Annotated in this window: 19 protein-coding genes and 1 tRNA gene; 15 read left to right on the top strand and 5 right to left on the bottom strand. The window is 68.9% G+C overall.

Annotated elements, in window-relative coordinates; all coding sequences use genetic code 11:
* The 5 genes from ACJ8AT_RS20685 to ACJ8AT_RS20665 all read left to right on the top strand — a co-directional run.
* Positions 1–828: methyl-accepting chemotaxis protein (locus ACJ8AT_RS20685; RefSeq protein WP_407739501.1), on the top strand; the 828-nt coding region annotated here is incomplete at its 5' end.
* A 9-nt stretch (positions 829–837) separates the two neighbouring features.
* Positions 838–1386: a chemotaxis protein CheW gene (locus ACJ8AT_RS20680; RefSeq protein ID WP_407739500.1), complete on the top strand. Its 549-nt coding sequence runs from the start codon at positions 838–840 to the stop codon at positions 1384–1386.
* A gap of 16 nt (positions 1387–1402) precedes the next feature.
* A complete protein-coding gene (locus tag ACJ8AT_RS20675; RefSeq protein WP_407739499.1) occupies positions 1403–2296 on the top strand; it encodes a CheR family methyltransferase in 894 nt (297 codons plus the stop codon).
* Positions 2297–2422: 126 nt separating this feature from the next.
* Positions 2423–2962, top strand: coding sequence for a hypothetical protein (locus ACJ8AT_RS20670; protein ID WP_407739498.1), 540 nt, complete (start codon positions 2423–2425; stop codon positions 2960–2962).
* 161 nt (positions 2963–3123) lie between these two features.
* Positions 3124–5493 (top strand): FdhF/YdeP family oxidoreductase, encoded by a 2370-nt coding sequence (locus tag ACJ8AT_RS20665; RefSeq protein WP_407739497.1) that lies wholly within the window; start codon positions 3124–3126, stop codon positions 5491–5493.
* Positions 5494–5552: 59 nt separating this feature from the next.
* Here the strand turns inward: ACJ8AT_RS20665 and ACJ8AT_RS20660 are convergent, their stop codons facing one another.
* The 3 genes from ACJ8AT_RS20660 to ACJ8AT_RS20650 form a co-directional block, all read right to left on the bottom strand.
* On the bottom strand, positions 5553–6395 hold the full coding sequence (locus ACJ8AT_RS20660; RefSeq protein WP_407739496.1) for a BON domain-containing protein: 843 nt from the start codon (positions 6393–6395) through the stop codon (positions 5553–5555).
* Between the two features lie 318 nt (positions 6396–6713).
* Positions 6714–8099, bottom strand: coding sequence for an MBL fold metallo-hydrolase RNA specificity domain-containing protein (locus ACJ8AT_RS20655; RefSeq protein ID WP_407739495.1), 1386 nt, complete (start codon positions 8097–8099; stop codon positions 6714–6716).
* A 9-nt stretch (positions 8100–8108) separates the two neighbouring features.
* Positions 8109–8339, bottom strand: a complete 231-nt coding sequence (locus tag ACJ8AT_RS20650) for a helix-turn-helix domain-containing protein (RefSeq protein ID WP_407739494.1) — start codon at positions 8337–8339, stop codon at positions 8109–8111.
* Positions 8340–8492: 153 nt separating this feature from the next.
* Between ACJ8AT_RS20650 and ACJ8AT_RS20645 the strand changes: the two genes are divergently transcribed.
* The 8 genes from ACJ8AT_RS20645 (at position 8493) to ACJ8AT_RS20610 (ending at position 18684) form a co-directional block, all read left to right on the top strand.
* Positions 8493–9722 (top strand): serine/threonine protein kinase, encoded by a 1230-nt coding sequence (locus ACJ8AT_RS20645; RefSeq protein WP_407739493.1) that lies wholly within the window; start codon positions 8493–8495, stop codon positions 9720–9722.
* A gap of 119 nt (positions 9723–9841) precedes the next feature.
* Positions 9842–10249 (top strand): (deoxy)nucleoside triphosphate pyrophosphohydrolase, encoded by a 408-nt coding sequence (locus tag ACJ8AT_RS20640; protein ID WP_407739492.1) that lies wholly within the window; start codon positions 9842–9844, stop codon positions 10247–10249.
* A 1-nt stretch (position 10250) separates the two neighbouring features.
* On the top strand, positions 10251–11186 hold the full coding sequence (locus ACJ8AT_RS20635; protein WP_407739491.1) for a hypothetical protein: 936 nt from the start codon (positions 10251–10253) through the stop codon (positions 11184–11186).
* Between the two features lie 134 nt (positions 11187–11320).
* Positions 11321–13372 carry an ATP-dependent zinc metalloprotease FtsH gene (gene ftsH, locus ACJ8AT_RS20630; protein ID WP_407739504.1) on the top strand — a complete coding sequence of 684 codons (2052 nt, stop codon included), beginning with the start codon at positions 11321–11323 and terminating at the stop codon, positions 13370–13372.
* A gap of 94 nt (positions 13373–13466) precedes the next feature.
* Positions 13467–13712, top strand: coding sequence for a hypothetical protein (locus ACJ8AT_RS20625; RefSeq protein ID WP_407739490.1), 246 nt, complete (start codon positions 13467–13469; stop codon positions 13710–13712).
* Between the two features lie 102 nt (positions 13713–13814).
* Positions 13815–14438, top strand: coding sequence for a nucleotide exchange factor GrpE (locus ACJ8AT_RS20620; RefSeq protein ID WP_407739489.1), 624 nt, complete (start codon positions 13815–13817; stop codon positions 14436–14438).
* Between the two features lie 52 nt (positions 14439–14490).
* On the top strand, positions 14491–15930 hold the full coding sequence (locus tag ACJ8AT_RS20615) for a trypsin-like peptidase domain-containing protein (protein ID WP_407739488.1): 1440 nt from the start codon (positions 14491–14493) through the stop codon (positions 15928–15930).
* A gap of 36 nt (positions 15931–15966) precedes the next feature.
* Entirely contained in the window at positions 15967–18684 is a 2718-nt protein-coding gene (locus ACJ8AT_RS20610; RefSeq protein ID WP_407739487.1) for a carboxypeptidase regulatory-like domain-containing protein, read from the top strand.
* 22 nt (positions 18685–18706) lie between these two features.
* Here ACJ8AT_RS20610 and ACJ8AT_RS20605 read toward each other — a convergent pair whose 3' ends face one another.
* Positions 18707–19345, bottom strand: a complete 639-nt coding sequence (locus ACJ8AT_RS20605; protein WP_407739486.1) for a DUF6066 family protein — start codon at positions 19343–19345, stop codon at positions 18707–18709.
* Positions 19346–19508: 163 nt separating this feature from the next.
* On the opposite strand from ACJ8AT_RS20605, the gene ACJ8AT_RS20600 reads away from it, so the two are divergent.
* Positions 19509–19856: a PilZ domain-containing protein gene (locus tag ACJ8AT_RS20600; protein ID WP_407739485.1), complete on the top strand. Its 348-nt coding sequence runs from the start codon at positions 19509–19511 to the stop codon at positions 19854–19856.
* A gap of 79 nt (positions 19857–19935) precedes the next feature.
* On the opposite strand, the gene ACJ8AT_RS20595 is transcribed toward ACJ8AT_RS20600, so the two are convergent.
* The gene (locus ACJ8AT_RS20595) at positions 19936–21486 is read right to left on the bottom strand and encodes a Glu/Leu/Phe/Val family dehydrogenase (protein WP_407739484.1); all 1551 of its coding nucleotides are present in this window, start codon (positions 21484–21486) and stop codon (positions 19936–19938) included.
* Between the two features lie 239 nt (positions 21487–21725).
* On the opposite strand from ACJ8AT_RS20595, the gene ACJ8AT_RS20590 reads away from it, so the two are divergent.
* Positions 21726–21801 (top strand) — tRNA-Thr (locus ACJ8AT_RS20590).
* Positions 21802–21849: the final 48 nt, after the last annotated feature.

Genomic DNA, 21849 nt, shown 5'->3' with positions numbered 1-21849 from the left:
GCGGCCAATCAGGTATCGGCCTCGTCGCAGAGCCTGTCGCAGGGAACCAGCGAGCAGGCCAGCAGCGTGGAGGAGACGACGGCGAGCTTGGAGGAGATGAGCGCGACGATTGAGCAGACCAGCCAGAACAGCCGGCAGATGGAGCAGATGGCGGTGCAGGGAGCCGAGCACGCCAGCAAGAGCGGGCAGGCGGTGAAGGAGACGGTGGAGGCGATGGAGGTGATAGCGGGGAAGATCAGTGTGGTGGAGGAGATCGCGTATCAGACGAACCTGCTGGCGCTGAACGCGGCGATAGAGGCGGCGCGAGCCGGGGAGCACGGCCGAGGGTTCTCGGTGGTGTCGACGGAGGTGAGGAAGCTAGCGGAGAGGAGCCGGGGAGCGGCGCAGGAGATAGGAGGGCTGGCCAGCCGGAGCGTGAAGGTGGCGCAGCGCTCGGGGGAGCTGCTGGAGGAGCTGGTGCCCTCCATCCGGAAGACGGCGCAGCTGGTGCAGGAGGTGGTGGCCGCCAGCGGAGAGCAGGCGATGGGTGTGAAGCACATGAACCGGGCGATGGTGCAGGTGGATCAGGTGACGCAGCGCAATGCAGCGGCGGCGGAGGAGCTGTCGGCGACGGCGGAGGAGTTGTCGGCGCAGGCCTCGGCGCTCGAGCAGCTCGTGTCCTTCTTCCGAGTGGGTGAGGAGCACGGGAGGCAGCCGCGGTTCGGGAAGCCCCGGAGCTGGGTGGGGCCGCCGGCTCCGGCCAGCATCGTGGCACAGCCCGCGCCCAAGGCCAGTGAGGAGAGCGCTGCCCTCCTGTCCGCGGATGATCGTGAGTTCAAGAGATTCTAGGAGCCCGTCATGAACCCGCCCGCGGCCGCACCCACCGCCCAGTATCTGAGCTTCTTCATCGCCGGGGAGGAGTACGCCGTCGGCATCCTCCAGGTCCGGGAGATCATCGAGTACGACACCGTGACACGTGTCCCCAGCGCCCCCGAGTGGATCCGTGGCGTGACGAACCTGCGTGGGAGCGTGCTGCCCGTCATCGATCTGGCGATGAAGCTCGGCCTGCCACCGAGCACCGTGCACCCCCGGAGCTGCATCGTCGTGGCGGAGGTGACATTTCAGGGAGAGAAGCTGGTGATGGGAGTGCTGGCGGACGCCGTCGGACAGGTGCTGGACCTGGGCCCGGCGGATGTGGAGCCGCCTCCGGCGTTCGGAACCCCCGTTCATGCCGAGTATCTTGTCGGAATGGGACGGGCCGGCCGGAAGTTCATCCTCCTGCTCGACATCGATCGGGTCTTGAACAGCCAGGAGATCCGCGCGGCCAGTGCCGCCGCCGAGCCGCAAGAGCTGCCCGCCCTGCCAGCGCCGGCTCCGGAAGCAGGGCTCGATGAGTCTCAGGGATGAGCCCAGGAGCATGCGCATGAACTCGCAGGCCGCCCTGAAGCTGCAAGCCCCCGAGCCCGGCAGCTCCTTGCTCTCCTCGGAGATCCCCGACCGTGTCTTCTACGGCTACCAGCGGCTCATCTACCGCGAGGCCGGCATCTACTTGGGGCCGAACAAGAAGGCCCTGCTGATGGGGAGGCTGGCGCGCCGGCTCCGCGAGCTGGGCGGCCCCTCCTTCAGCGCCTACCTGCGCCAGGTGGAGGAGGACGCGGCGGAGCGGCTCCGGCTGCTGGACGCCATCTGCACGCACGAGACGCACTTCTTCCGCGAGCCGCGGCACTTCGAGTTCCTGGAGAACGAGGTGCTGCCCCGCTGGCGCGCACAGGGTCACCCGGGGACGGGCGTGCGCAAGGTGCGCGCGTGGAGCGCGGGGTGCTCCACGGGCGAGGAGGCCTTCACCCTGGCCATGGTGCTGCGCTCCCACCTCCCGGTGGAGGAGGGCTGGCAGATCGAGATCCTCGCCACGGATCTGTCCACGCGGGTCCTCGAGCGGGCCCGCCAGACGCTCTGGCCGGTGGAGCGAGCCCGGGAGATTCCCACCCGCTACCTCAAGGCGTTCATGCTCCGCGGCACCGGGAGCCAGGCGCAGTGGATGAAGGCCGGCCCCGAGCTTCGCCCGTTGGTGCGCTTCGAGCGCGTCAACCTCCACGAGGAGCACTACCCGGTGGTGGGCCGGTTCGATCTGATCTTCTGCCGCAACGTCTTCATCTACTTCGATGCCGCCTCCAAGGCCCGGGCCCTCGAGCGGCTCGTGGAGCACCTCTGCCCCCAGGGGTTCCTCTTCGTGGGCCATGCCGAGAGCCTCGGCGCCGTGACCCAGCGCGTCCGCCTCCTCCAGTCCACCATCTACACCCCGGGCTCCGCTGGGTAGGCGGCTTTTGCCTGCTTCACACGTCCCACGTGAAATGCAGGTTGGGCTTGATGCTCCTGTAAAATTCGGTTACCATCGAATTGTTCAACGTCGGGAATTGAGTCCCCCCGCTCACAGGAGCCCCGGATGAAGCCTCTTCCGCTGCTGTCCCTCTGCCTGCTTGTCACCCTTGGGGTTGGTTGTAGCAATCCGTCCCAGGAGAACGCACCGGCTCCTACCGCGAAGACGCAGCTCAAGAAGCGCTCTCAAGCGTTGACCAACGTCTCGCTGGTGGAGGTCGCGGTCAGCCCCGCGGTGCAGGCCGCCGCGGGCGGCAATGCCACCGTGCGCGCCTTCGAGATCAGCTCGGCAGACGGCAGCTTCACCCGGGACGACGTGGTGGCGGCGGCGTTGGAGCAGGGCGCCTCGGATCCGGTGAACCTGCCCTGGCATGCGGGCGTCACGCGGGACCGGCTGGAGACGCTCTCGACGCTGCGGTACCTGAACAATCTGATGCCGGCCATCGAGGCCGAGGTGGGCACGGGCGAGGAGTTCCAGTCCGGCTACTACCACTGGTTCCAGCAGCGTGCGGAGGACTCGTGCGGTCTGGGCGATCTCTACATCCCGGTCTTCGAGCAGTCGCGCAAGGTGTACGTCATCGAGGCCACGGGCTCTACCGAGTGCTGAGCCGCTGGCTCTGACATCCGATCCTGGCGAGTTGCAGAACGATCGCCAGGGCAACAAGCGTGCGAGAGGAGGACTTGCAGAGCATTGGGTCTTGGAGGCGGGCACTATAGCCTCAGTGCTCGAAGCGGGCATGGGTGCCCGCACCTTCAGGAGTGGTAGCCATGGCGGACGCGCGGAGCAGGGAACAGGGAGCGCCGGAGCAGCCCGCTCGGTCTTCGGTGTCGCTCGCCCAGGGGCTCCCCAGCGCGCAGCCGCCCGTGGAACCCAAACCCCCGGACGTGGGCCCCGTGCAGGAGGTGGCCGGCGGAGTGCCCGCGGTGCTGGCCTCCATCCAGCACGCCTGGGGCGAGATGGGGCCGATTCGCGGCACCCAACTGCTGCTCCAGTTGAACCAGAAGGATGGCTTCGACTGCCCCGGCTGCGCCTGGCCGGATCCCGACGGCGAGCGCTCCGTGGCGGAGTTCTGTGAGAACGGGGCCAAGGCGGTGGCGGAGGAGGGCACCCAAGCGCGTGTGACGCCGGAGTTCTTCCGCCGGTACAGCGTGGCGGAGTTGGCCCAGCAGCCGGATCTGTGGCTGGGCAAGCAGGGGCGGCTTACGCACCCCATGGTGCTGCGCGAGGACTCCACGCACTACGAGCCCCTCTCGTGGGACGAGGCCTTCGCGCTGGTGGCGGAGGAGCTGAACGCGCTCGGCTCGCCGGACGAGGCGTGCTTCTACACCTCCGGGCGCACGAGCAACGAGGCCGCGTTTCTCTACCAGCTCTTCGTGCGGCAGTTCGGGACCAACAACCTGCCGGACTGCTCGAATCTGTGCCACGAGTCCAGCGGCGCGGCGCTCAAGGAGACCCTCGGCATCGGCAAGGGCACGGTGACCTTGGAGGACTTCGAGAAGGCCGAGGCCATCTTCGTCATCGGCCAGAACCCGGGCACCAACCACCCCCGCATGCTCACGTCGCTGCAGGCGGCGGCGCGCCGAGGGTGCCAGATCGTCAGCATCAACCCGCTGCCGGAGACGGGGCTCAACCGCTTCAAGCACCCTCAGGAGCTGATCCAGCTCATCGGCCCGGGCACGGCCATCAACCGCCTGTGGCTGCCGGTGCGCATCAACGGGGATGTGGCGCTGCTCAAGGGGCTGGGCAAGGCGCTGCTGGAGGAGGAGGCGCGGCGGCCGGGCCGGGTGCTGGACAAGCAGTTCATCCAGCAGCGGACCACGGGCTTCGAGGAGTACGTGCAAGCGTTGCGCGCCGTCTCATGGGACGAGGTGGTGGAGCAGAGCGGCGTGGCGCAGGAGCAGATCCGCGCCGCGGCGGAGATCCTGGCGAGCTCGGAGCGGATCATCTTCTGCTGGGCGATGGGGCTCACCCAGCACCAGAACGCGGTGGCCAACATCCAGGAGATCGTCAACGTGGCGCTGCTGCGAGGCAGCGTCGGCAAGCCGGGCGCGGGGTTGTGCCCGGTGCGCGGCCACAGCAACGTCCAGGGCGATCGGACCATGGGCATCGTGGAGAAGCCGAGCCCCGCGTTCCTGGACTCCCTGCAGCGGGAGTTCCGCTTCGAGCCTCCCCGGGCGCACGGCCTGGACACGGTGGCCACGATCCGGGGCATGCACGAGGGCAAGGTGAAGGTGCTCTTTGCCCTGGGCGGCAACTTCCTGTCGGCCACGCCGGACACCGAGTTCACCGCCGAGGCCCTGCGCCGCACGCGCCTCACCGCGCACGTGTCCACCAAGCTGAACCGGGCGCACCTGGTTCACGGGCGGCGTGCGCTGATCCTCCCGTGCCTTGGCCGCACCGAGCGGGACGTGAGGGCGAGCGGGGCGCAGTTCGTCACGGTGGAGAACTCGATGGGCGTGGTGCACGCCTCGCGTGGCGCGGTGGAGCCCGCCTCCGAGCACCTGCGCAGCGAGCCGGACATCGTCGCGGGGCTGGCGCGGGCCGTGCTCGGCTCGAAGAGCCAGGTGGACTGGCAGGGGCTGGTGGAGGACTACGATCGCATCCGGGAGTGCATCTCCCGCGTCGTCCCCGGCTTCGAGCGCTTCAACCCGCGCGTCCGCGAGCCCGGCGGCTTCTACCTGCCCAACGGGCCGCGCGAGGGGCACTTCACCACGCCGGACAGCAAGGCGCACTTCACGGTCCACCCGCTGCCGCGAATCGAGCTAGGCCCTGGCCAGCTCCTGATGATGACCATCCGCAGCCACGATCAGTACAACACCACGCTGTACGGGCTGGATGACCGCTACCGAGGCATCCGCAACGGGCGGCGGGTGGTGCTGCTGAACCCGGAGGACCTGCGTGCGCTCGGGCTCACCGAGGGACAGGTGGTGGACCTGACGAGCCACTTCCGGGGTGAGACGCGCGTGGCGCGGCGCTTCGTGGTGGTGCCGTATCGGATTCCCCGCCGGTGCGCGGCGACGTACTTCCCCGAGACCAACGTGCTGGTGGCGATCGACAACTTCGCGGAGAAGAGCCGCACGCCGGCCTCCAAGTCCGTGGTCATCAGCGTGACGCCCTCGGATGGGGCGAGGAGCTGAGCCTTCAGCCCGCGTGAGGGGAGGGCGCTGCCACCGTGGACAGCGCCCTCGGATTCACCTCACGAGTGCAGCGACGTGTCCCCTGGCTGCGGCGCGGACGTCTGCTCCTGGTCCTTCGCCCGTCGCTCCTGGTCTCGTCCCTGCTGGCTCTGCGCCTGAGGCCGATCCTTGAGGTTCTGGGTCTGCGGGAGCTGCTCGGGACGTGCCTCGGCGCGAACCTGATCGGCGCGCTCGAGCCGCAGCGCGTTGGTGATGTCCTTCACCCCGAGCACGGACTCGGCGAGCGCCTCGATGGCGCGCTTCTCATCCCGGCTCTTCACCGTGCCCTGGAGCGTGACTTCACCGGCTCGCACGATGACGTCGACGTTCTCGGCGTTCATCCAGCTCACCATCAGCCGGTCGCAGATGTCCTCGCGGATGCGGTCATCCGAGCGCTGGTAACCCTTCGGCCCTCGCCCCGAGGGCTGCGGCGAGCCCGCGCGGTAGGTATCTCCCATGAAGCCGCCGTGGCCCATCTCCCGGTCCGAGCTGGTCCGGCGAGTCATGCTCGTGCCGTAGCCCAGCCGAGGAGACTCCATGTTCTCGATCCCCGGGCCGTGGCCGTAGTGCGGCTCATAGTCTCGTGGGTGGCGGTGCTCGTGGTAGCGCTCCCGAAGCTCGGACAGGTCGTCCAGATCATGCAGGCCCGTGAGGTTGTAGTGACGGTGCCGCCCCTCCCGATCAATCACCTCGCCGAACCCTCGACCGCTCGGGCTGGCGCGCAGATCCTCTCGATCCCTGTCGCGGTAGCCATGATCCTCCCGCTCGCGATCGAAGTCCGCGTACTGGCGCACGTCCCGGCCCGTGTCGCGGAAGCGCTCCTCGCTCCCTCGGCCGCCGCGAACGAAGCGCTCTTCGTCCACGCTGTGAAGGCGCTCACCTCGGCCCAGGCGCTCGGCTCCCTCCAGATCTCCTCGCTCCCAGTCACGGCCCAGGTGTTCGCCGCCTCCGTAGCCTCGTTCGTCCGAGCCCCGGTAGATGTCAGCCCGTCGCTCGATCCGCCGCTCCCTCTCTGGGTCCCGCCGTTCACCTCTGTATTGGTCCCGTTCGTCGCGCTTGTCCGCCATCACAGCCTCCCAAGAGCTTGCACGCAGCCCGCTCATGAAAGGTCGTGACCCCAAGGACGCCCGGCAACGCTCCCTCGATTGCCCGAGGGGGAGCCGGGAGGGCTCAGGTGAAGCTCACCGAGCCAGCTCGACGCGCTCCAGGTGGTGGGGCACGGCGGCCTTCCACCCCTGGGCCTCGACGCGGGCCTTGAGCGCCTGGAGCGCATCCGGCTCACCGTGGACCAGCAGCGTCTGACGGGGTGGGGACTCGAAGCCCTTCATCCAGCGCAGCGTCTCGGTCCAGTCCGCGTGCGCGGAGAAGCCGCTCACCACGCGGATCTCCGCCTCCACCGGGATCAGCTGCCCGTGGATCTTGAGCTCCTTCTCCCCGTCCAGCAGGCGCCGTCCGCGCGTGCCCTCGGACTGGTAGCCCACGAAGAGCACGGTGTTGCGCGCGTCTGGCAGCCGGTGCTTGAGGTGGTGCAGCACGCGCCCGCCCGTGGCCATCCCCGACGCCGAGATGATGATCCCCGGCCCCTCGATCAGGTTGAGCCGCTTGCTGTCATTCGGCGAGGTGACGAAGTGCGTACGCCGTGTGGCCAGCGGCGTCTTCCCACGCGCCAACAGCTCCTTCATCGCCAGGTCGTGCTCCTCGGGGTGCGCCAGGTAGATGGGCGTCGCGTCACACGCCATGGGCGAGTCCACGTACACATCCACCTCGGGGATGCGGCGGGCCTCCTCCAGGTTGCGCAGGTGATACAGCAGCTCCTGGGTGCGCCCGATGGCGAAGGCGGGGATGATCACCATGCCCCGGCGATCGAACGCGCGCTTCACCGCGTTGCACAGCGCCTCCTCCGGCTGGGTTTCACCGTGCTCCCGGTTGCCGTAGGTGCTCTCCACCACCAGCGTGGTGGCCGACTTCACGCCCTGTGGATCCCTCAGGATGGGCGCGTTGTAGCGGCCCAGATCCCCGCTGAACACCACGCGCTGGCCCGTGCTCTTCAGGTCGAACACGCACACCGCCGAGCCGAGGATGTGGCCCGCTCGGTAGAAGGTGAGGGTGATGCCCGGGAGGATCTCCTTGGAGCGCTCGTAGCTGAACGTCTCCATCAGCTTCACCGCGCGCTCGGCGTCCTCCACCCCGTAGAGCGGCAGCGCCGGTTGGTGCCGGGAGAAGTGCTCCTTGTTGGCGTAGCGCGCCTCTTCCTCCTGCAGGTGCGCCGAGTCCGGCAGCAGCAGCGCCGACAAGTCCCGCGTCCCGGACGTGCAGTAGACCGGGCCGTCGTAGCCCGCATGCACCACGCGCGGCAGCCCGCCCGTATGATCGATGTGAGCGTGCGTCAGGACGATCGCATGCAGGCTCGGCACCGGGACGGGCAGGGGCTCCCAGTTGAGCTGCCGCAGCTCCTTCTTTCCCTGAAACAGTCCGCAGTCGACGAGCACGCGCCGGCCCTCATGCTCCAGCAGGAACTTCGAGCCCGTGACGGTGCCCGCGGCACCGAGGAATTGAATGGAGGCCATGGGCCAATCCTAGTCGCGCACGTCCCTCAAGTCCGGAAGTGTGTCCGGATCGAGCTTCAGCGCGATGCAGATCCGCGTCAGCGTGGAGATGCTGGGCAGCAGCCGGCCGCGCTCGATGCCACCGTAGGTCATCGGGTGCAGCTCGATCTGGTGGGCCACCTCTTCCTGAGTCAGCCCCGTCTTTTCCCGAGCCGCTCGGATGGCGGCCCCGAGGGCGATGGCCCGCTGTCTCTGGCTCATGAGGCGCCCAGCCTATGCCAGGACGGCGCGGCGCGTCTTTCACTCGTTCTTCCACTCCCGGGCTACTCTCGACGTAGAGTCGCCGAAAATTTACCCTTTGGGTTGTCCGTGGGGCGCGTCCCCACCCTTCCGAATGAAATGAGGAGCCCCTTCATGCCGAGCACCCCCTCGGACCGCACTCCGGCCTCAGGTCCTGTGCTCCTGCAGTCTGGCCGCACCACGTATGAGCTCATCCGTCCGCTGGAGCAGACCTGGCACGGAGAGCTGCTGCTCGCCCGCAGGCGCTTCGACACGAACACTGGGGACTATGTCGTGCTCAAGCGCCTGGCGCGCGACTGCCGCGAGGAGGACTACCGCCGGCTCATGGAGGAGGTGGCCATCACCTCGTGGCTGCGGCACCCCGGCATCGCAGGCATGCATGATCTCGAGGGCACCGCGGGAGATCCCTACCTCGTGCTGGAGTACGTGGAGGGGCACCGGCTGGATGCCATCCTCGAGTTCTCGGCCCAGGCGGGCAAGCCGCTGTCCGAGGCGTTCGCGTGCTACCTGGGGGCCGAAGTGGCCGCCGCGCTTCACCACGCGCATATGCTCACCACCGAGAAGGGGCGCTGGCTGCGGCTGGTCCACCGCAACGTGTCGCCGCGCACCATCATGGTGGGCACCCGGGGCGAGGTGAAGCTCACCGACTTCGGGGCCGTGTGGGCCTCGCTCCCGGAGCGCCAGCCCACCGAGGATGACGTGCTGCCCGGCAACCTCGCCTATGCCTCGCCCGAGCTGACGCGCAAGGGGTCGATCGACGGGCGCAGCGATCAGTTCTCGCTGGCCGCGGTGATGCTGCACCTGCTCACCGGCCGGCCGCTGATCGAGGGCTCGGATCGCGTCACCCAGGAGCTGAGCGAGCTCCGCCGGCGCGTGGATGAGGCGACGGCGTTGGGCCGCGGAGACAGGGCCGCGGCCGCGCTCGTGCTGGAGCTCCGGGCGCAGATCCGCAAGCTCACCTGGGGCTTCGTGGAGAAGATCCGGGAGCTCACCACGGGGGATGTCGAGGAGGCGACGCGCAACCTGTCCACGGGGCTGCGTCCCATCCTCCGCCGCGCCCTGGCGCCACGCCGCACGGATCGCTACACCTCGTGCGAGGAGTTCAGCCACGAGCTGCGCCTGCACCTGTGGCGCATCGGACAGCTCTATGGCCGCCAAGAGGCCGAGCGCGAGGTCGCGGCCCTGGTTCGCGCCACGGCACGGGGCAAGGCGAAGGGCTCGCACGCCCGAGGGGCCACCTCCGCGGAGGGGCCCCGCCCGTCGCGAGGAGGCCGAGGGCAGTCGGGCCGCCGAGGGGCCTCCTCGGGGGAGGGGCGCCGCAAGAAAGAGTCTCCTTCCCGGTAGGCCGCAGGGCAGGCAGGGCTGGCACCCCTGGCGGACCGTGTGCAGCCTTGTCGGTGATTGGCGACGGGCGGGCGCTTGTGTTAGGCCGCCCCTCCCCCTCCGATGAGACAGGAGAACGTATGGGTCGCCGTCAGATCCGCGTGGTCGGCGCGATGCTGCAGAACGACGCAGGGCGCTACCTCATCACCCAGCGCCCGCCGAAGGCGTCGCTGCCGCTGCTCTGGGAGTTCCCCGGCGGTCGCGTGGAAGAGGGCGAGTCCGATGCCCAGGCGCTCGCGCGGGAGATCCGCGAGGAGATGGGCGTCGACGTCACCGTGCTCGAGCAGGCCATGCACACGCACCACGAGTATCCGAAGTACGACATCGACTTCCGCGTCTTCCACTGCCGCCTGAAGGACGCCAAGGCCACCATCCAGCACCTGCGCGTGCACGATCACCGCTGGGTGGCGCTCGAAGAGATGGCGCAGTACCAGTTCCCCGACGCGGACGCGAAGACGCTGGCGAAGCTGCTCAACCTGGAAGGTTGACGTGCGGCGCCTGGCCCCGGTTCTGCTCGCGGGCCTGTGGTGTGCCTGCTCGAGTCCCAAGCCCGTCACGGCGCAGCAGCAGGTTCCGCCAGATGCGGGAGGGCTCTATCCCCCCGCCACCAGTGTGCCCGGCTGCACCCTCTATGGTGATGCGCGGCAGACGGGCACCGTGCCCGCCGGGCTGAGCGAGCTGTCCGGGCTGGCCGCCAGCGCTCGGCACCCAGGCGTCTTCTGGGCCCATAACGACTCGGACAACGCCTTCCGGCTGTATGCGATGGAGGACAGCGGGAAGATCCGCGCCACCTTCACGCTGACGGGCGCCACGGCGAAGGACCTCGAGGACATCGCCGTGGGCCCATGCGAGCCCCGGGCCGAGGCTCCGCCGTGCGTCTACCTGGCGGACATTGGAGACAACTTCCAGCAGCGGGAGCAGGTCCGCCTCTTCCGGCTCGCGGAGCCCGAGCAGCTCGCGGACGCCTCCCTGCCGGTCGAGACGCTGGCGTTCACCTACCCGGACGGCCCCCACAACGCCGAGTCCCTGATCATCGACGCCCGCACGGGCCGGCTGGCCGTGATCACCAAGACCCCGGACTCGCTGGGGGACGTGTACGCGCTGGACGGCCTGCGCCCCAACGAGCAGGTGAAGGCGAAGAAGCTGGGCACGCTCCATGCGCCGCAGGATGTCGATCGGTTGACGACGGGCGCGGACTTGAACCCCTCGGGCGAGCGGCTGCTGCTGCGCACCTATACGCGAGTCTGGGAGGTGCGGCGCCCGCAGGCCCAGCGCCTGGAGGATCTGATCGCGGGGCAGGTGGCCGAAGTACCCAGCGCCAGCCAGGCCCAGGCGGAGGCCATTGCCTTCACTCCGGGTGGGCGTGGCTATCTGCTGGGCTCCGAGTTCGCGGGCCAACCTTTATATCGGACAGAGTGCCGATGAACCGGCGTTCTGATGACAACAACACGCAGGGTACGTCGGGTTGACGGGCTGGCGGTGGTGACCATCTTTGCCCGGCAGGTGTGACGCCTCGCCACATGGGAGCGAGGCTTGGGGGAGGGGCGAGCGTGCCGACGATGAAGCAGCAGGATCCAACACCTTCTGGAGGGACTGGCCCCCGCGCCAGGAAGCCCGAGAAGCCAACGACGCCGGGCAAGGGGTTCAAGCTGGGCTCACCCATCGGCTACATCCTGCTGTTGGTGCTGGGCTTCCTGCTGTTCCGTAACGTCTTCCAGGATGCGGGCGTTCGCCGGGTCACCTACAGCGAGTTCCGCCAGAAGGTGGAGAGCGATCAGTTCAACAAGGTGCAGATCTCTCCCGAGTGGGTGAAGGGCTTCCTCAAGGCGGGCTCCACGCAGCCCGCGCCGCAGCCGGGCCAGGAGCGGGCGCTGCGCGGGGAGCTCAATGAGCTGCCGTTGATGGCCTACAAGGTTCCCGGGGACGACAAGCTCGTGGATCTGCTCGAGCAGAAGGGCATCGCGTACGAGGCGGTGCCCCAGTCCGGCCTGTCCGAGATGGTGTGGATCTGGCTGGTCCCCATGGGGCTGGTGCTCCTGTTCTGGAGCTTCATGATGCGCCGGGTGACGGGCGGCATCGGCCAGGGCCCGCAGAGCGTGATGAGCTTCGGCAAGACACGCGCGAAGGTGCAGGCCGAGGCTGACACCGGCGTGGGCTTCAAGGACGTGGCCGGCGTGGACGAGGCCGTGGACGAGCTGCGCGAGATCGTCGAGTTCCTCAAGACGCCGGAGAAGTTCCGCCGCCTGGGGGGCCGCATCCCCAAGGGCGTGCTGTTGGTGGGCCCGCCGGGCACCGGCAAGACGCTGCTGGCCCGCGCCGTGGCCGGTGAGGCGGGCGTGCCGTTCTTCAGCCTCTCCGGCTCCGAGTTCGTGGAGATGTTCGTGGGCGTGGGTGCCGCGCGAGTCCGGGACTTGTTCGCTCAGGCCAACGCCAAGGCGCCGTGCATCATCTTCATCGACGAGCTGGACGCCATCGGCAAGAGCCGCAACGCGGGCGTGGCTGGCGGCCATGACGAGCGCGAGCAGACGCTCAACCAGCTGCTGGCGGAGATGGACGGCTTCGATGGGCGCACGGGCCTGATCATCCTCGCGGCCACCAACCGGCCGGAGATCCTGGACAGCGCGCTGATGCGCCCGGGCCGCTTCGATCGCCAGGTGCTGGTGGACCGGCCGGACAAGCGGGGCCGCGAGCAGGTGCTGGTGATCCACTCGCGCAACGTGAAGCTGGGGCCGGACGTGGACCTCAAGGGCATCGCCGCGCGCACGCCGGGCTTCGCGGGCGCGGACCTGGCCAACGTGGTGAACGAGGCGGCGCTGCTGGCCGCCCGGCGCAACCGCGACTTCGTGATGCGCGCGGACTTCGAGGAGGCCATCGAGCGCGTGGTGGCGGGCCTGGAGAAGAAGAACCGCCGCATGAACGAGCGCGAGAAGGAGATCGTCGCGCACCACGAGGCCGGCCACGCCGTGGTGGGCTGGATGCTGCCTCACGCCGAGCGGGTGACGAAGGTCTCCATCATCCCTCGAGGCCTCGCCGCGCTGGGCTACACCATGTCCCTGCCGCTGGAGGACCGCTACCTCATGTCGCTGGAGGAGCTGCGCGACAAGATGGCCGGGATGATGGGCGGCCGCGCCGCGGAGGAGCTCTTCATCGGGGAGATCTCCACCGGCGCCTCCAACGACATCAAGCAGGCCACGGAGATCGCCCGGCTGATGGTGCGCGACTACGGCATGAGCTCGCTGGGGCCGGTGGCGCTCGGCAGCGATTCGGGCGCGGCCTTCCTGCGCTCGGCGGGCCTGCCCGAGTCCCGGTCCTACTCCGAGCAGACGGCGCGCTTGGTGGATGATGAGGTCCGCAAGCTCGTGAGCGAGGCGCTCGACCGGGCCCGCGAGGTGCTCAACACCAACCGCGACAAGGTGCATGCCCTGGCCGCGCGCCTGCTCGCCATCGAGGTGGTGGAGGAGGAGGCCATGGTGGCCCTGCTGGGGCCCAAGGTGCTCGCCGATCGCGGGCTCATCCACCCGGAGGCACGCCAGGTTGTCGCCGCTCACCCTGCCGGCGAGCAGGAAGGGAATCCTACTACCCAGCACGCCAGCAGCTCCTCTGACGTCTGAGCGCCTGCTTCCCTCGGGGGCAGGCGTCGGAACGGCCCGCGTCCTGCAGCGTCAAAAAGAAGAATTACCTTTGGACGAACAGGAGGCGGCGGTCGTGGAGAACAGGATCGGAAAGAGCTACATGGCCCGGAAGGAGCTCTTCGCGAAGGGGTTGCGCGACGGGCGGCTGACGGTGCAGGAAATCGAGACTGCGCTGCCTGCTGGGACGCTCACAGCAGCCGAGCGGTGGTTGCTGTACTACTCGCTCCGCGCCGCCCAGGTGGAGATCATCGACGAGGTGACTGGCCAGGTGGACCACGGGTTCCTTCCCGAAGAGGAGCCCGCTCCCTCCGAGCACTAATCCCAGGTCGCGCGTTGACAGACCTGGGACGGCGGTTACGTTCGGTCTGTTCAGGGATGTAGGAAGTGGACCACACCCACCACGGCGCGTACTCCCGCGTCAATGGATCGACGCAGGTTCGACATGGACGGCAATCCCCGTACTCCGGAAAGCACCCAGGATCAGGCTCGCCCCGCTGAGGCGGCGGCTTCGCAGCAGGCCCAGGCCGAAGGCGCGGCGCCCGAGGGGGCGGCGGATGCGGAGCGCCAGCGCTTGGAGGCCGAGCTGGAGGCCACCCGCCGCCGGGTGGATGAGCTGGCGCGGGCCTACCAGGCGGTGAACAAGGACCGCGAGGAGTTCAAGCAGCGGCTCACCCGCGAGCGCGAGCGGATGATGGACGTGGAGCGCGGCAACGTGGCCGTCTCGCTCCTGGAGGCCATCGACGAGCTGGATCGCTGCCTCACCATGAGCGGGCAGGAGGCCAGCTCGTCGCTGGGGCAGGGCGTGAAGATGATCCGCGACGGGCTGCTCTCCAAGGTCCAGTCCCTGGGCATCGAGCGCCTCCAGCTGGTGGGGCAGCCGTTTGATCCCAACACGGCCGAGGCCTCCGACATGGAGATCACCCCCCAGCCGGAGGAGGATCAGCGGGTGGTCGCCGAGGTGCGGGCGGGCTACCGCATGAAGGACCGGATCATCCGCCCGGCCCGGGTCAAGGTGGCCAAGTACGTGCCCCCAGCTCAGGCTTGACCGGCTGCCCGGTGGGAAATAGGCGAGGGGGGTGTCTGTTGCCTCCGTCGCCATGTCCCGTTTGATGTACTCCTTCGGCTCGCCTCGCTGCCTGTTGCTGCTCACCCTGGTGCTCGCCACCTCGGCGAGCGCCGACTCGGGGCTGGAGGCCTGGCTCCAGGCCCGGGCTCGCGAACAGGCGGCCTACCTCAACGCTCAGGGGGAGAAGACCCCAGGGAGCTCCGGGGCGCTCGGGCTGTGGCGCGAGCGCAAGGCGGGGGACCCGGGCATTCCTCACTTCGTCGCACCCACCTCGCTGGCTCCGTTGATCCACGCGGTGGAGGCGGGCGTCGTCAACATCACCACGGTGAATGCACCGGACCGGATGGGGGCCTCGGGGCGCTCGACGGGCTCGGGCTTCGTGCTCACGCCGGATGGGCTGGTGGTGACGAACAACCACGTGGTGGCCAAGGCCCAGCAGATCGTCGTGCGGCTGGCGGACGGGCGCGAGTTCGACGCCGAGGTGGTGGGGCGGGACGCGTCCACGGACGTGGCGCTGCTGCGCCTGGGGGATGTGGGGCCAGCGAACCTGCCGGCGGTGTACCTGGGCGACTCGGATCGGCTCGAGGTGGGGGACTGGGTGGCCGCGATCGGCAACCCGTTCGGGCTGGATCACTCGGTGTCGCACGGGATGATCTCCGCCAAGGAGCGGGTGCTGGGCGTGGGGGTGTTCGATGACTTCATCCAGACGGACGCGCTGATCAACCCGGGCAACTCCGGCGGCCCGCTCTTCAACATGCGCGGCGAGGTGGTGGGGGTGAACACCGCCATCATGAGCCAGGGGCAGGGGATTGGCTTCGCGGTGCCCATCAACATGGTGAAGGATCTGCTGCCCAACCTGCGCGAGAACGGCCGGCTGGAGCGCGGGTGGCTCGGGGTGTACATCGACGATGCGGTCCCGGTCGAGGATGGGCGCCCCCTGATGGTGAAGGAGGTCTTCCGCCGCAGCCCCGCCGCCAACGCGGGCATCCGCCCGGGGGATCGCGTGGTGGCCGTGAACGGCAAGCCCATTGGCTCGTACTTGCAGTTGATGCGCAAGGTGGCGCTGCTGGCGCCCGGCACCGAGACGAAGCTGACGCTGATGCGCGGCACCGAGACGAAGGAGGTGTCGGTGAAGCTGGCCGCGCGCCCGGCGCAGGAGACGCTGCAGGCGCTGGACAGCCCGGGCAACGTGGACGAGCTGGGGCTGGTGCTGAGGGATCTCTCGCCGGATGTGGCCAGTCAGATGGGATACGAGCCCTACGCGGGGGCGCTGGTGACGGGCATCGTCCCGCGCAGCCCGGCGGAGCAGGCGGGCCTGACTGTCGGAGACATCGTCACCGAGGTGAACCGCCACCGGGTGAAGGACGTGGCGGGCGTGCGCAGCGCGCTGGAGAAGGGCGGGGCGGGCTCCCATGTGCTGCTGCGTGTGCAGCGTGGCGATGTGCAACAGTACGTGGCGCTCTCCCCCTGAGCCCTGGCGCCTGGCGCCGCGTTCCTGTGAATCGATATGCGCAAGCTCATCATCGCGGCGATCCTGGTGGCAGTGGGGCTGGTGCTCGTATTCCTTTGGCGCCAGGCAGGCTCCGATGGGGCCTCGTCCGCGGGCCCTGCGCAGACTGCTGAGTCGAGACAGGCACCGGCGGGGCGGGGCGGCACGGCGCCGCAGAACGAGAGCCCCGAGGACCTCGGCGCGCGAGGCGGTGCGGACGCGGGCAGCACTCCGGCGCTGGCAAAGGCTCCCACCGAGCAGGACGGAGTGCTGGAGGTGGAGGTGTTCGCGGGCGAGCGGCCCGTGCCCGGCGCCAACGTGCGGTTGTACTGGCGCGGCGCGCGAGATCCGAACCTCGGCGAAATCTCGTGGCGGCTGGCGAGCGCGGGCATCACGGATGCGCAGGGGCACGCACGGCTCGCCTCGAGGCCCGGGGGCTACCTGGCCGCGGTGCACGCACAGGGCTACGCGCCGCTGCTGCGCGACGTGGTGCGCCCGTACGGCGAGGCGCGCACAGCCCTGCGCCTGAGCGTGGAGACGGGCCAGTCCCTCACGGGCCGCACGGTGGCGAAGGGCTCGGAGGAGCCGGTGCCGCTGGTGGAGCTCGTCCTCACGGCGCACGGCCACAAGCTGGAGACCTTCCAGCGCGCGGAGGCCCCCGCCGAGGAGCGGGTGTACGCCTCGAGCGACGAGCGGGGAAACTTCCGCGTGGAGGGGCTGGCGGCGGGAGAGTACGCGCTGGAGGCGCACGCGCCGGGACATGCACAAGCCTTCCTGCGGAGCGTGAAGGTGCCCGCGACGGGGCTCACGGTGGCCTTGCAGGAGGCCGCCGTCATCGAGGGCTTCGTGGTGGATGCGCAGGGCACCCCCGCCTCGGGCGCCGAGGTCCAGGTGAGCGGGCACGTGCCCCAGGTGGCCACCACCGGCCAGGGCGGCGGGTTCTCCGTCGAGGTGGAGCCCGGGCAGTACACCGTGTCCGCGCGGCGTGGCGACGAGGCGGGCTCGCTGGACAGGCCCGTGAGCGTGGCGGCGGGGAAGACGGTGCGGGATGTCCGGGTGAAGCTCGGCCAGGGCGCGGTACTGGAGGGCCGCGTGGTGGCGCGGTCCACGGGAGCGGCAGTCTCTGGAGCCAGTGTCGACGTCAGCCCCTATGGCAACAACGGGGACTCCGGACGCGCGGTGACGGACGGCTCGGGCCACTTCTCCGTGGGAGGCCTGGCCCCCGGCAGTTACGATCTCGTCGTGAGTGCCCCGGGCTTCTCGACCGTGCAGCGGCGGGCGCTGACGGTGTCCTCGGGCGATCGCTTCCCGCTGGAGCTCCAGCTCGCGGGCACCGGCGCGGTGGAGGGCCAGGTGAAGGACGGCGCGGGCCAGCCGCTTCAGGACGTGCAGGTGTCAGGAGGCAGCACCTGGGGGGGCTCGCTCGGCGAGACCATGGCCCAGTCCCGCACCGATGCCGAGGGCCACTATCGGATTGAGGGGCTGGCCGCAGGCTCCTTGTCGCTCTCCGCCACGAGGCAGGGCGCGACGCTCGGGGCGCGTCAGCGGGTGGAGGTGAAGGAGGGCGGCACGGCCCACGCGGACTTCACGCTGGAGGAAACCGGCACCGTGGAGGGCGTGGTACGTCCGGCCACCGGGAGCTTGCCCGCCGATCTGCTGACCGTGATGACCTTCCCGATCGGAGGCATGCGCTTCCGTATCGGCGGAGCGGACCTGTCTCAGACCCAGGTGGATGCAGCCGGCAACTTCCGGATGATGCTGCCGCCGGGCCGGTACTCGCTGCATGTGGTGCCCAAGGAGAGGGACCGCGGAGTGCCTCGAGCGCGGGAGATGAACTCGGTTCAGGTGGAGGCGGGGAAGACCGCCCACGTGGAGCTGACCTGGGAGGACGAACAACCCTCGGCTGACACGATCCAAGGCGTCGTCCTCGAGCCGGATGGCACGCCTTCTCCCAACACCTTCGTGACGGTGTCCGCCGACGTGGGGCGAGGCCCGCGCAACATGGCCGAGACGGACGGTGAGGGGCACTTCTCCGTCGCCCTGCCTCCCAACCCCACGCCCAACGCCCCCACGGGCAGCCTGAAGGTGAGAGCCAGCAACGGGGGGCGCAGCGGCGAGGTCCAGGGCGTGAAGCCGGGAGAGCGCGAAGTCGTGGTGAAGCTCCAGCCCGCGGCCTCGGTGCGCGGCCGGGTGGTGCGCGCCAGCGGGGGCGCTCCCGTGCAGGGCTTCACCCTCTCCGTCGAGCTCCAGCGCTATGGCCCCTTCATGCTGGGCGGCAGCTCCTGGGAGTTCCCCGGCGATCGCTTCGAGCTGCCAGACGTGCCCACCGAGCCCTTGAACCTGGTGGTGCGCACGGCGGACGGAGCACGCGGAGAGGCCACGGCGTCTCCGGCTTCGGGAGCCACGGCGGAGGTGGAGATCTCCGTGAAGTCCGCGGCGGGCGTACGCGGCCGCTTGGTGGATGCCACCACGAAGGCGCCGATCACCGAGGCCCTCGTGATGGTGGAAGGCGAGAACCCTCGCACCTTGGACGATGAGGTGGCAGCCGATGGGCACTTTGCCTTGCAGGGGCTGAGTCCAGGCGAGCACACGCTGCTCATCATGGCCCGCCCCCGAGGCATGGAGCGCCGGCCGGTGACGCTGGTGGAAGGGCAGGTGCTGGATCTGGGGGACATCGCCCTCAGCGCCGCGCCCCGGCCTCCTCCCGGCTTCGAGGAGCACGCGGTCCCCCGGTGAGCCTGCCGCCGCGGCGCGGGCGCTACTTCTTCTTCTTGTTCGCGTCCTTGCCGTCCAGCCAGAGCCCCAGCTCCTGGCCGGTGCGCCCCTCCGTGAGGAGGATGGCCTCCACGCGGGCGGACACGCCGAACGACTTGCCGCCGCCGGGCTTGGACAGGCTCCAGATGTCCAGCGGCGTGAAGACGACCTGCACGCGGATGCCCCTGGACGAGAACAGCCGCGCGAACATGCCGCCGTTCCACCCCTCGGGCGTGGTGCCGGACACGCTCAGCAGCGGGAGGATGGGGTTGCCCTGCGCGTCCGCCTTCTTCGGCGTGCCGTGCGTCAGCGCGTACTTCCCGGCCGGGAAGAAGGGCAGGATGTTGATGATGTAGTCGCCCGAGAGCGGCTGGTACGGGCCGGGGGACACCATCGTCGCCACATCCTCGGTGATGATCATGTAGAGCTTCTTGCCCTTGTACGTCTTGCGGAACTCATCCGCCTTGGTGCGGCAGTCCTGGCTGGCGAGCATGTCTCCGCACTCGCCGATGTAGCGGTTGAGGAAGGCGCTCAGGCCTCCCAGCGGCTCGGCGGCGTCTCGCAGCCGGGCAAAGCGTTGATCCACATCCGCCAGGGCGATCGCGGGCAGCAGCAGGGCAAGGGTGACGAGGCATCGGTTCACGGTGGACAGGCTCCCGGGAAGGGTGGGCGGCGGATCGTGGCCACTCCCCAGCCCTTCCGCCACACCTTTGCCAAGGGTACGTGGAGGTAGCGAGGAGTAGATATTTTGACTACATGAAACCACCATGTAGTTTGTGGGCCTCACCTCTTGGAGGCACCACCGAGTGAACGAGCGCCGGGCACATCTTCGGTTCGACAAGGTCTTCACCGTGTACCTGAGCACGCAGGACGGGATGACACGCGGTATCGGGCGCAACATCAGCGCGCGGGGCTTGTTCGTGGAGACGCGCGAGCCGCTGCCGCTGGGAGAGAAGCTGAAGATCACCTTCGCGGGCGAGGACGGCACGGAGATGACGTGCCTGTGCGAGGTCCGCTACCAGGTGGCGCTGTCGTACGGGAAGCAGGACGGGCGCGAGGGCAACAGCCGGGGCGTGGGCCTGCGGATCGTCGCGTACGAGACACAGGACGACGCGCCGCTGCTGCTGGTGGATCGCGAGCGGGTGATGCACTGAGCAGGCGGTGGAAACACGAAGGGCCCGGCTCCGCGAGGGAGACCGGGCCCTGGGGCTCACGCCGGGAGGCGCGGGCGGGTTACTGCGAGAAGCCCTCGAGCAGGTAGTGGGCCTCGATGCGCTTGAGCGCGAGGATCATCGCGGCGCAGCGCGGGTCCACCGTCTTGCCGACGCAGTAGCTGCGGCTGTCGTGCATCTCCGTCTTGCGCGGCTGGTTGCGGGAGATGTCGCGGATGATGCGGTAGTTGCGCTTCATCGCCTTCTCGAGGCGCTGATCCACCTCGGTCTCGCTCCAGCGCTCCATGCGCTTGTTCTGGATCCACTCGTAGTAGCTCACCGTCACGCCGCCGGCGTTGGCGATGATGTCCGGGATGAGATCAATGCCGCGCTTCTGCAGCACGCGGTCGGCCTCGGGAGTGGTGGGGCCGTTGGCGCCCTCGGCGATGAGCTTGACCTTGAGGCGCTCGGCCACATCGGCGGTGATCTCGCCACCGAGCGCGGCGGGGATGAGCATGTCCGCCTGGATGTCCCAGAGGTCCTTCTTCTCGATCCGCTGGGCGCCGGGGAAGCCGGCCACGCTCTTCTTGAGGTTCTTCGGATCGTTGACGTAGGCCATGAGGGAGGGCACGTCGATGCCGTCCCCGTTGAAGATGGAGCCGTCCGCGTCGTTGACGGCCAGCAGGCGGGCGCCCATCTGCGCGAGGATCGCGGCGCCGTGGCTGCCCACGTTGCCGAAGCCCTGGAGGGTGAACGTCTTGCCCTTCACCGTCTCGCCTCGGTCGGCGAAGTAGTCCTCGATGCAGTAGGCGACGCCCTGGCCGGTGGCCTTCACGCGGCCCTCGGAGCCGCCGATGCGCACGTCCTTGCCGGTGACGATGCCGCGCATGTTGTGGCGCTCGCGCTCACCGTCCGAGTACTCGCGGAGCATGAGGGCCATGATGTCCCCGTTGGTGCCCACGTCCGGGGCGGGGATGTCGATGTTGGGGCCGATCAGGCTCTTGAGCTTGTACATGAAGCGCAGGGTGATGTTCTCCAGCTCCTCGCGGCCGTACTGGCGCGGATCGATCTGGATGCCACCCTTGCCGCCGCCGAACGGAACCTCGGAGATGGCCGTCTTCCAGGTCATCTCCGCGGCCAGGGCCTTGAAGAGATCCAGAGACACCTCGCGGTGGTAGCGGATACCGCCCTTGTAGGGGCCGCGGGCCTGGTTGTGCTGGACGCGGTAGGCCTTGAAGCGCTGGGACTCGCCGGGGACCAGCTGGTACACGCCGCCGTCCGGCAGGCGCAGGTGGCCGCGGCGGATGGAGACGTCCGAGCCGAGCAGGGCGCGCCCATTGAGGATGATCTTCCCATCGGCCAGGCGCTCAAGTCCCTCGGGGTTGCGGACCTGGGTGACGGAGAGATCAGAGAAGGCCTTGGCCTCCTCGGGGGCGAGCGGGACCAGCCGGTCCTTAAGCTTGGTGGTGACGTAGAAGATGTGCTCGTAGTCAGGCTCTTCCAGCTCCAGCTTGACGCGCTTGTCGAGTCCGATGATGTCGGCGGCGCGGTGGAAGATCTCCATCGCCTCCGTGTAGATGGTGCGCTTGGGAGAGGGCGCGGGGGCGCGCATGAAGTTCTCTTCGCTAGCCATGTGCTGACGTGCTCCTTGCGTGAGGCGAAGGGGGTAAAGCCGGTGCCCTTATGCTCACAGGCTCTTTGGGGAATCAACCTGCGGCCGGGCCCCCTTCTTATGGAAAACAGGAGAAATCTCGGGCACTTAGCCGACGCACTGTGTCACGAGTGACCGCACGACCGGTCGGTAGGCGAGAGGGCTGGAAGAAAAGGCGTTGCCCCCCCTGGGGGTGCGTGGTATTCGCCCCTCCATGTCGTGCCGACATAGCTCAGTCGGTAGAGCAACTGATTCGTAATCAGTAGGTCCCCAGTTCAAATCTGGGTGTCGGCTCCAAAGAAAACAGGTACTTAGAGGGTCGGTTGCGAGAGCAGCCGGCCCTTT

It is taken from the genome of Hyalangium sp. (genome assembly GCF_045802625.1).
In the GTDB taxonomy this organism is placed as follows: domain Bacteria; phylum Myxococcota; class Myxococcia; order Myxococcales; family Myxococcaceae; genus Hyalangium.
The sequence above is the reverse complement of the archived record's forward strand: the minus strand, read 5'-3'. Positions and strand labels throughout refer to the sequence as shown.

Coding starts and splice junctions, on each gene's coding strand:
- ACJ8AT_RS20675 (WP_407739499.1), top strand. CDS start 1,403: ATGAACTCGCAGGCCGCCCTGAAGCTGCAAGCCCCCGAGCCCGGCAGC.
- ACJ8AT_RS20610 (WP_407739487.1), top strand. CDS start 15,967: ATGCGCAAGCTCATCATCGCGGCGATCCTGGTGGCAGTGGGGCTGGTG.
- ACJ8AT_RS20680 (WP_407739500.1), top strand. CDS start 838: ATGAACCCGCCCGCGGCCGCACCCACCGCCCAGTATCTGAGCTTCTTC.
- ACJ8AT_RS20645 (WP_407739493.1), top strand. CDS start 8,493: ATGCCGAGCACCCCCTCGGACCGCACTCCGGCCTCAGGTCCTGTGCTC.
- ACJ8AT_RS20640 (WP_407739492.1), top strand. CDS start 9,842: ATGGGTCGCCGTCAGATCCGCGTGGTCGGCGCGATGCTGCAGAACGAC.
- ACJ8AT_RS20620 (WP_407739489.1), top strand. CDS start 13,815: ATGGATCGACGCAGGTTCGACATGGACGGCAATCCCCGTACTCCGGAA.
- ACJ8AT_RS20615 (WP_407739488.1), top strand. CDS start 14,491: ATGTCCCGTTTGATGTACTCCTTCGGCTCGCCTCGCTGCCTGTTGCTG.
- ACJ8AT_RS20655 (WP_407739495.1), bottom strand. CDS start 8,099: ATGGCCTCCATTCAATTCCTCGGTGCCGCGGGCACCGTCACGGGCTCG.
- ACJ8AT_RS20595 (WP_407739484.1), bottom strand. CDS start 21,486: ATGGCTAGCGAAGAGAACTTCATGCGCGCCCCCGCGCCCTCTCCCAAG.
- ACJ8AT_RS20665 (WP_407739497.1), top strand. CDS start 3,124: ATGGCGGACGCGCGGAGCAGGGAACAGGGAGCGCCGGAGCAGCCCGCT.
- ACJ8AT_RS20650 (WP_407739494.1), bottom strand. CDS start 8,339: ATGAGCCAGAGACAGCGGGCCATCGCCCTCGGGGCCGCCATCCGAGCG.
- ACJ8AT_RS20670 (WP_407739498.1), top strand. CDS start 2,423: ATGAAGCCTCTTCCGCTGCTGTCCCTCTGCCTGCTTGTCACCCTTGGG.
- ftsH (WP_407739504.1), top strand. CDS start 11,321: ATGAAGCAGCAGGATCCAACACCTTCTGGAGGGACTGGCCCCCGCGCC.